This window comes from Symplocastrum torsivum (assembly GCF_059505465.1).
On record NZ_JCACKQ010000049.1, the window covers coordinates 44008 to 52276 of the forward strand.

Consider the following 8269-nt stretch of genomic DNA (forward strand, 5'->3'; position numbering starts at 1 on the left):
TTAGAAATTAAAACATGACAGGTTCAACAGCAACACTGCTAATTTCCTGCCCTGACCAACGCGGACTCGTCGCCAAATTTGCTAATTTTATCGACTTCAATGGCGGCAATATTATTCATGCTGACCAACACACTGATTTCGCCACTGGGCTGTTTCTCACCCGAATTGAATGGCAACTTGATGATTTTAATTTGCCGCGTGAGTTGATTACACCTGCCTTTAATGCGATCGCAAAACCCCTAAAAGCTAATTTCTCGTTGCACTTTTCAGACAAAACTCCCCGTCTGGCAATTTGGGTTAGCCGCCAAGATCATTGCCTGTTTGACTTGGTTTGGCGACATAAAGCCAAAGAATTTTTTGCTGAGATTCCACTTATTATCAGCAACCACACTGATTTAAAAGATGTCGCCGCTCAATTTGGCATTAACTATCACTACATTCCCGTTACCAAGGAAAACAAAGCTGAGCAGGAAGCCAAACAGCTAGAACTCCTGCATCAGTACAACATCGATTTAGTGATTCTTGCTAAATATATGCAAGTTCTCAGCCCAGAATTTATTCACCAATTTCCTCAAGTCATCAACATTCATCATTCCTTTCTCCCCGCCTTTGCAGGGGCAAAGCCTTACCACCAAGCGCATGAGCGAGGTGTTAAAACCATTGGTGCAACAGCTCACTATGTCACGCCTGAATTAGATGCAGGACCAATTATTGAGCAAGATGTTGTGCGAGTCAGCCACCGGGACAGCGTTGCTGACTTGATTCGCAAAGGGAAGGACTTAGAACGAGTTGTTTTAGCAAGAGCAGTACGCTTACACCTGCGCCATCAGGTGCTGGTTTATGGCAATCGGACAGTAGTATTTGCTTGAGAAGAGCATTAGAAATTTGTGACTTGAGGGCTGTTATCGCTTAAAAGGCATTAACAACCACGAAAGAAGTTTTGGGGTTGGACGAGGATTTTCTATAGGCAAGATTGTTCCGTCAGGCATTATTGCGCCACTCCAATCAGTACCGCTCAAATTAGCTGCACTAAAGTTTGCTTCACTCAAGTTTGCCCAGCGTAAGTCAGCCTTTTTCAGGTTAGCCCAAGCTAAGTCTGCCCCCCGCAAGTCTGCTCCAATTAAGTTGACTCGGCTTAAGTTTGCCCAATTTAGGTTTACTCCCCGTAGATTAGCCCCCCGCAAGTCTGCTCCACGTAAGTCTGCCCAAATCAGGATTTCATCACTAAGGTTAACTCCTCGAAAATTACGTTCTCCTGCTGCATAGCGTTGCAACAGTTCATCTGGAGTCATTTTTTGAGCGCAACCTGCCCTAAGTGCATGGCTAGAAGCGTTGGATTCGTAGCGGACGCTACCCTGAAAATCCATATATCTCGTTTCCACAGAGTTGACAAAGTTCATCCTCAGGCGTTTCTTTCAAACAGTCGATGAAATAAGTCATACCAAAGGGTGAACTTTATCGCAGGAAATCGGTAGCTATATCAGTCAAAAGCGTGACATCATCTTCAAGGTATCGTGACTTGAAGTCAAACTTATTTGTGACGGGTGTCACAAGTTGAGAGTATCTCCTCAATCGCAGGCTAGGAGGTTGATAGATGCCTTCCCTTCAGGAAGCCTATCTTTAGTTTTTTCAATGCACCAAATAGCGAAAAGGCAAGGATGATCGTTCCTTTGACCTTTCTCCACAAACCTATGACAGGTAGGGAATAAATGCGATCGCATTTATTCCCTACCAAAGGCGATCGCACTAGTTTAATGAGATTAGTGTTATGAACTGAGTCGATGATTGAGGGCGTTTTGTCTTAAGGCGATTAGACTTTAGCAACCTTTCTAGAGAGAGTTAGGATTTCAACACCGTCTTGAGTCACTGCTACGGTATGCTCAAATTGAGCAGAAAGCTTACGGTCTTTCGTGAGAGCCGTCCACTGATCAGCGAGAACCTCAACTTCCCAGGTACCTTCATTAATCATTGGCTCAATGGTGAATACCATTCCAGGACGAAGGCGCTTGCCCTTTCCTCTTGTGCCATAGTGAGGAACCTGGGGCGCGGTATGGAAAATATTGCTAACGCCGTGTCCAACGAAATCTCGGACTACAGAAAACCCTTGTGCCTCAGCATATTCCTGAATTGCTGCACCAATGTCTCCAATCTTTGCTCCTGGCTTAACTTCAGCAATGCCGACATCTAAACACTTTTGGGTCACCTCAACCAACTTTTTCGCCATGGGAGAGGGAGTACCGACAAAGAAGGTTTTGGAGGTATCGCCGTAATAGCCATCGAGAATTGGCGTAACATCAATGTTGATGATGTCACCCTCTTTAAGGATTTGTTTGGCATTCGGGATGCCGTGACAGACAACCTCATTTACACTAGTGCAGATGGACTTAGGAAAGCCGTGGTAGCCAAGAGGGCCGCTTTTTGCGCCACGACTTTGTGTCCAGCGTTCAGCCTCATCATTCAGCTCTAATGTGCTAACTCCTGGCTTCACCATCGTTTCCAGGTGGTCTAGGAGTTCAGCAGCAAAGCGCCCAGCCTGACGCATTTTTTCTATTTCTCGGCTCGATAAAAGAACGATGGTTTCTGATGCCATGAGTTTCTATTCCAACAATTTCTCCCGCCAATGGAGAGCTATCTATTTATTCACTTTACTGCGATCGCGTTTGTGCTGCTGCTCTGCCAATCGTCTCGGCATCTTGCACGGCTGAATGTAACTCAAACACTGCCTCTGAGAGTAAGCGATGTCGCCAGATGAGGACAGGAATCTCATGAACTGTGGCAGGTACAGCACAATTTGGCGATAGTCTCTGCAAACAATGGGGCGGTTTAACAACAGCAATTCGGGGGAGTAAGTTTAGGGCAGTGGCTTTGGGAAGGGCTATTGTCTGCATTGTGCCACAAGGTTTTGCCCAGACTTGTAACCCTATTTTGGCAGAAGCGATCGCCTCCTCAAAATTCAAGCCGCCATACGTTCCCAAATCTCCATACAAACCCAAGCGAAAGCGTCCTTCACACAAGCGTAGAACTGAATATTGATAACCCGTAAAGATAAAGTCAAGGGATTGGAATGGAGCAATCTTCGCTGCCACATCACTCACAAGTCGCTTGACCAATTGCAAACCATCAACACCCACTAACTCCCAAAGTTGATACTGAGAAAGATTGAGAAACGGTGAGTGTTCTTCTTTATCCAGCAGTGCTTTTGCCGCTTTGGTGAGAAATAACTGTTCGCTGGAAAGCTTGCTCATAGCCACTCAGTTCATTACTAGCTTCCGCAGGAAGCCGTTGTGAAGTATGTTTACAGCTAAATAATAAGGGTGGGCAATGCCCACCCTTAGACCAGAAGTGCGATCGCAACTTTTCTGTAGTATGACTAAAAAGACCGACGCTTACTCTGATTAGCTCTTGTGGTTCGAGTAGAACGTCCCCTCAACGACAGTCCTTTCTGGATTTGCTGAGAAATACTTCCCAAAATCAAATTACCATTCTGAAGACGGCGACGAGGTTTTCGGGATTGACGCTGCAACGTACTACCAGAAGCAATCATTCCTAATACGGCTGGTATATACCCTTCGTGTCCCCGCTTTGCACGACCAACTCGTTCATTGCCTAATTCTTTGTGCGTAATAGTGCGATTGTCTTTCTCAATATGAGGCTTATAAACTGACTCGGCTAAGGAAAATGCACTCAGCGCAATCAGAATACCTACAACTACCGGATTTTTAGCCTCTGTTTTACCATTTTTGATGGTGTAGGAAGCATAAATGAACCAAATTAAAATCCCAACACTAAGAATAATCAATAGACCAATAATTACAGGACTACCGCTGAAGCTATAAATTGGCCCTTTCGCTTCCAAAAAATCTTGAGGGGTTTTAAAAGGACTGCTCATTTTGATTTTCTCCCTACTCTATTCCAGCAGTACCAGGACGTGGACGTTCAAACATTTCCGGCATCGTTTCTGCCCCATTTGGCTCTAACATCTTTGGTGTTGACCAATTCATGCTGTATTCTGGATAGCCTTCAATTCCCAAATCTGCTATATCTAAACCCTCAATTTCTTCTTCCCTAGAAACTCGCAATAAATTCATTTTTTTCAAAATCCAGCTAGTTCCATATCCTGGAAGAAAACCAAGAACGACAACACAGATAAATACTCCTACAAACTGACCAAATAAACTAGTTAAGGGTACTCCTTCTCCTTGAGGATAGCCACTGGCGAATAGTCCGACAACCAAAGCACCAAACATTCCGCAAAAACCATGAACTCCAACAGCTCCTACCGCATCATCAATGCCCAATTTTTCTATAAATATGGCAACTTTTGGCATCAGGAAAGCACCAAGAAAAGCAATGACAATCACTAAAGAGGGATGATACAAGTCCATACCACCACCTGCTGAAATAATTCCTGCCAAGCCTCCAGAAATTGTAAAAAATGGGTCTGCTTTAGAAGAGATATAAGCGGCAATTATTCCCGATGCGAGAGCGAGAGTAGTATTAACACCAATTGAAGCAAGTGTCATTGGTGAACCGTAGATTGTTGTTTCCTTGGCATAACCGGGAAGGAAAATCAGGCAAGCGGCTAAGAAAGCGTAAAAACCGACAAAAATAAGCATTAAACCTACCATAGTTAAAGGTAGGTTGTGAGGTAAGATTGGTCGAGGTTTTCCTTGTTCGTCATACTTGCCAATTCTAGGACCAAGATTGATTAGTACTCCTAAGGTGAAGAATCCTGCAACGCCATGAACAACGGCGGCACAGCCAAAGTCGTGATAACCAAATTGAGTATAAAACCAACCGAAAGCACTCCAGCCCCAAGCAGCCGCGACAACCCAAGTAAAACCACCAAGAACGATTGACAGAATCAGGTAAGCCCCGATTTTCACCCGTTCAATTAAGGCTCCTGATAAAATTGAAGCTGTGGTCATTGCAAACAGGGCAAAGGCAAAGAAAAATACCCCAGTAAGATGGTCTGCCGTGTTCGGTGCTAAGGCATCAGACCACGGATAAGAGGCTTGAACATAGGGCATTGCTGCCTTCACGGTTTCATTGGCTTCTGGGTTAGTCCAAGGACCAAGAATTCCACCTGTAACTGGGAATAAAGGGAAGGCGTTGTAAACCCACCATCCGAAGAAGTAAAACGCTAAGCCAACACTTGATAAGGTCAGTAGGTTTTTGACCATTGTGGCAAGAACGTTTTTAGTACGGGATGCACCGCCTTCATAAGCGAGAAAGCCTGCATGAATCAACAACATGAATACAGAAGCATAGTAATAGAAGCTCTCTGATACAAATGTTCCTAAAAATTCTTGCGCTTCAGGAGTCATAATTCACGCTGAGTAAATTTCCAACTGGGGGTAGATGAAGTGTTGAATAACTTAGAAGAAATGCTTGGGTTGTTGCAGTCAACTAGGATACGGTTGTCATAACAAACCAGTGACATTTAACAAGAAAATTAGAAAAGCGATCGCATAAAAACCTCGTTATAAACTGAAATGAGTCCGTTGATGCAATTAGGAGAGAATGAGTGGACATCAGAGCAGCAGTAGCCTTCGAGGCAGGCAAACCGTTGACGATTGAAACGGTGCAGCTAGATGGACCAAAGGCTGGTGAGGTGCTGATTGAAATCAAGGCAACCGGAATTTGCCACACCGATGCCTACACCCTCTCTGGAAAAGACCCCGAAGGTCTATTCCCCGCCATTCTGGGGCATGAAGGCGCAGGTGTTGTGATCGAGGTGGGTGAAGGTGTAACCAGCCTAAAACCAGGCGACCATGTGATTCCCCTCTACACCCCAGAATGCCGTCAGTGTGAATATTGTTTGAGTCGCAAGACCAATCTTTGTCAAGCCATTCGTTCTACCCAAGGGCGTGGTGTAATGCCTGATGGTAGTAGTCGCTTTTCAATTGATGGAACTATGCTCCATCACTACATGGGAACATCTACCTTTGCCAACTACACCGTGCTGCCTGAGATTGCCGTAGCAAAAATTCGTGAAGACGCTCCCTTCGATAAAGTCTGCTACATCGGTTGTGGTGTAACAACGGGTGTCGGTGCAGTCATTAACACCGCGAAAGTCGAACCAGGAGCGAGGGTAGTAGTCTTTGGATTGGGTGGTATTGGTCTAAATGTCATCCAAGGGGCGCGGATGGTTGGTGCAAGCCAAATCGTAGGAGTGGATATCAATCCAGCTAGGCGCCCACTTGCAGAAAAATTTGGGATGACTGATTTTGTGAATCCCAAGGAAGTCGAAGGCGATTTAGTGCCGTACCTCGTTGACTTAACCACAGGTGGCGCTGATTACAGCTTCGAGTGTATCGGCAATGTCAATGTGATGCGCCAAGCCTTGGAATGCTGTCACAAAGGCTGGGGCGTTAGCGTGATTATTGGTGTTGCAGGTGCTGGTGAGGAAATTCGTACCCGTCCATTTCAACTAGTCACTGGGCGCGTTTGGAAAGGGACAGCCTTTGGTGGTGCAAGAGGACGCACTGATGTTCCTCAGATTGTTGATTGGTACATGGAAGGCAAAATTAACATTGATGACTTGATTACCCATGTGATGCCTCTAGAGCAAATCAACGATGGTTTTGATTTAATGCACAAGGGCGAATCTATCCGTAGCGTTGTGACATTCTAAAACCTGCTTCAGGTTTTAGGACTCTATTGAGTGCAACAAAAGGCTCCTGCTTTTAAACAGGAGCCTTTTAGTTATTCAAGTTTTAACTGAAACTTAATTGAGCAATCTAGTCGAGGTCAGGCATAGATAGAACCGGCTCAGTGATACGGTCGATGCCCTTCTCAAATCCAGCCGCCGCCGCACGAGCACGACCAGCGTGCCAGAGGTGACCCACTAGGAAGAAGAAGCCCACCACAAAGTGGAAACAAGCCAACCAAGAACGTGGAGACACGTAGTTGAAGGAGTTGATTTCTGTCGCAACGCCACCAACTGAGTTTAGAGAACCCAAAGGAGCATGGGTCATGTACTCAGCGGCACGACGAGCTTGCCAAGGCTGAATGTCATTGTTGATCTTGTTGAGGTCAAGACCGTTAGGACCACGCAGAGGCTCCAACCAAGGGCCTTGGAAATCCCAGAAGCGCATTGTTTCACCACCGAAGATGATTTCTCCAGTAGGAGAGCGCATCAGGTATTTACCTAAGCCAGTCGGTCCTTGAGCAGAACCAACGTTTGCACCCAAGCGTTGGTCACGAATCAAGAAGGTCAAGGCTTGAGCCTGAGAAGCCTCAGGACCCGTTGGGCCATAGAATTCGCTGGGGTAAGCGGTGTTGTTAAACCAGACGTAACAAGCAGCAACGAAACCCATCAGAGACAGGGCACCCAAGCTGTAGGAGAGATAAGCTTCTCCAGACCAGATGAAGGCGCGACGTGCCCAGGCGAAAGGCTTGGTGAGAACGTGGAAGATACCACCGAAAATGCAAACCAAACCAACCCAGATATGACCGCCGATGATGTCTTCCATGTTGTTGACGCTGATAATCCAGCCTTCGCCACCGAAGGGAGCCTTCAGCAGATAACCGAAGATTACAGCAGGATTCAGTGTCGGGTTGGTAATGATGCGGACATCACCACCACCTGGTGCCCAAGTATCGTACACACCACCGACGAACATTGCCTTGATTACCAGCAGCAAAGCACCGATTCCCAAAACAATGAGGTGGAAGCCCAAGATGGTGGTCATCTTGTTCTTGTCTTTCCAGTCGTAACCAAAGAATGCCGAATAATCTTCTAAGGTTTCAGGACCACGAATCGCGTGGTAAATACCACCGAGACCCAAAACAGCAGAAGAAATCAGGTGCAGTACACCGACAACAAAATAAGGGAAGATGTCGATAACTTCACCACCAGGACCAACACCCCAACCAAGGGTGGCGAGGTGAGGTAGGAGAATCAAGCCCTGTTCGTACATGGGCTTTTCGGGCACGAAGTGAGCAACCTCAAATAAGGTCATTGCTCCTGCCCAGAAGACAATCAATCCAGAGTGGGCAACGTGAGCGCCCAGCAGCTTACCAGAAAGGTTGATTAGACGGGCGTTACCAGCCCACCAGGCAAAACCTGATGATTCCTGGTCACGATTCCCTGCAATCAGAGAACTATTAGAGAGCGTTACCACGGGGTAGTACCTCTTTGAGAATAATGAATGATAAACAAGGAGTGATGAATGCTGAAAGATGAGCGTTCAGCATTCATCTTAAAGGTTTTTTACAGAGCGTTACCACGAGGAAGAACTTCCTCAGGGAACTCAAAGTTCTC

8 protein-coding genes are annotated in these 8269 nt (G+C 46.1%); 2 read left to right on the forward strand and 6 right to left on the reverse strand.

Annotation, left to right across the window (positions count from 1 at the left end):
• Nucleotides 1-14 precede the first annotated feature (14 nt).
• Entirely contained in the window at nt 15-869 is an 855-nt protein-coding gene (gene purU, locus AC5JL3_RS16585) for a formyltetrahydrofolate deformylase (protein ID WP_496075531.1), read from the forward strand.
• Nucleotides 870-902: 33 nt separating this feature from the next.
• Here purU and AC5JL3_RS16590 read toward each other — a convergent pair whose 3' ends face one another.
• The 5 genes from AC5JL3_RS16590 to AC5JL3_RS16610 all read right to left on the reverse strand — a co-directional run bounded on the left by AC5JL3_RS16590 (nt 903) and on the right by AC5JL3_RS16610 (nt 5327).
• Complete coding sequence (locus AC5JL3_RS16590; RefSeq protein WP_496075532.1) at nt 903-1400, reverse strand: pentapeptide repeat-containing protein; 498 nt, start codon at nt 1398-1400, stop codon at nt 903-905.
• A gap of 410 nt (nt 1401-1810) precedes the next feature.
• Nucleotides 1811-2590: a type I methionyl aminopeptidase gene (map, locus tag AC5JL3_RS16595; RefSeq protein ID WP_192219561.1), complete on the reverse strand. Its 780-nt coding sequence runs from the start codon at nt 2588-2590 to the stop codon at nt 1811-1813.
• 55 nt (nt 2591-2645) lie between these two features.
• Complete coding sequence (locus tag AC5JL3_RS16600; RefSeq protein ID WP_496075533.1) at nt 2646-3245, reverse strand: hypothetical protein; 600 nt, start codon at nt 3243-3245, stop codon at nt 2646-2648.
• A 125-nt stretch (nt 3246-3370) separates the two neighbouring features.
• Nucleotides 3371-3889 (reverse strand): hypothetical protein, encoded by a 519-nt coding sequence (locus AC5JL3_RS16605; protein ID WP_496075534.1) that lies wholly within the window; start codon nt 3887-3889, stop codon nt 3371-3373.
• A gap of 13 nt (nt 3890-3902) precedes the next feature.
• Nucleotides 3903-5327, reverse strand: coding sequence for an ammonium transporter (locus AC5JL3_RS16610; RefSeq protein WP_496075535.1), 1425 nt, complete (start codon nt 5325-5327; stop codon nt 3903-3905).
• Nucleotides 5328-5527: 200 nt separating this feature from the next.
• Here AC5JL3_RS16610 and AC5JL3_RS16615 point away from each other — a divergent pair, with 200 nt between their 5' ends.
• The gene (locus tag AC5JL3_RS16615; protein ID WP_496075536.1) at nt 5528-6637 is read left to right on the forward strand and encodes an S-(hydroxymethyl)glutathione dehydrogenase/class III alcohol dehydrogenase; all 1110 of its coding nucleotides are present in this window, start codon (nt 5528-5530) and stop codon (nt 6635-6637) included.
• Between the two features lie 106 nt (nt 6638-6743).
• Here AC5JL3_RS16615 and psbC read toward each other — a convergent pair whose 3' ends face one another.
• Nucleotides 6744-8129 (reverse strand): photosystem II reaction center protein CP43, encoded by a 1386-nt coding sequence (psbC, locus tag AC5JL3_RS16620; protein ID WP_192219556.1) that lies wholly within the window; start codon nt 8127-8129, stop codon nt 6744-6746.
• Nucleotides 8130-8269 lie beyond the last annotated feature (140 nt).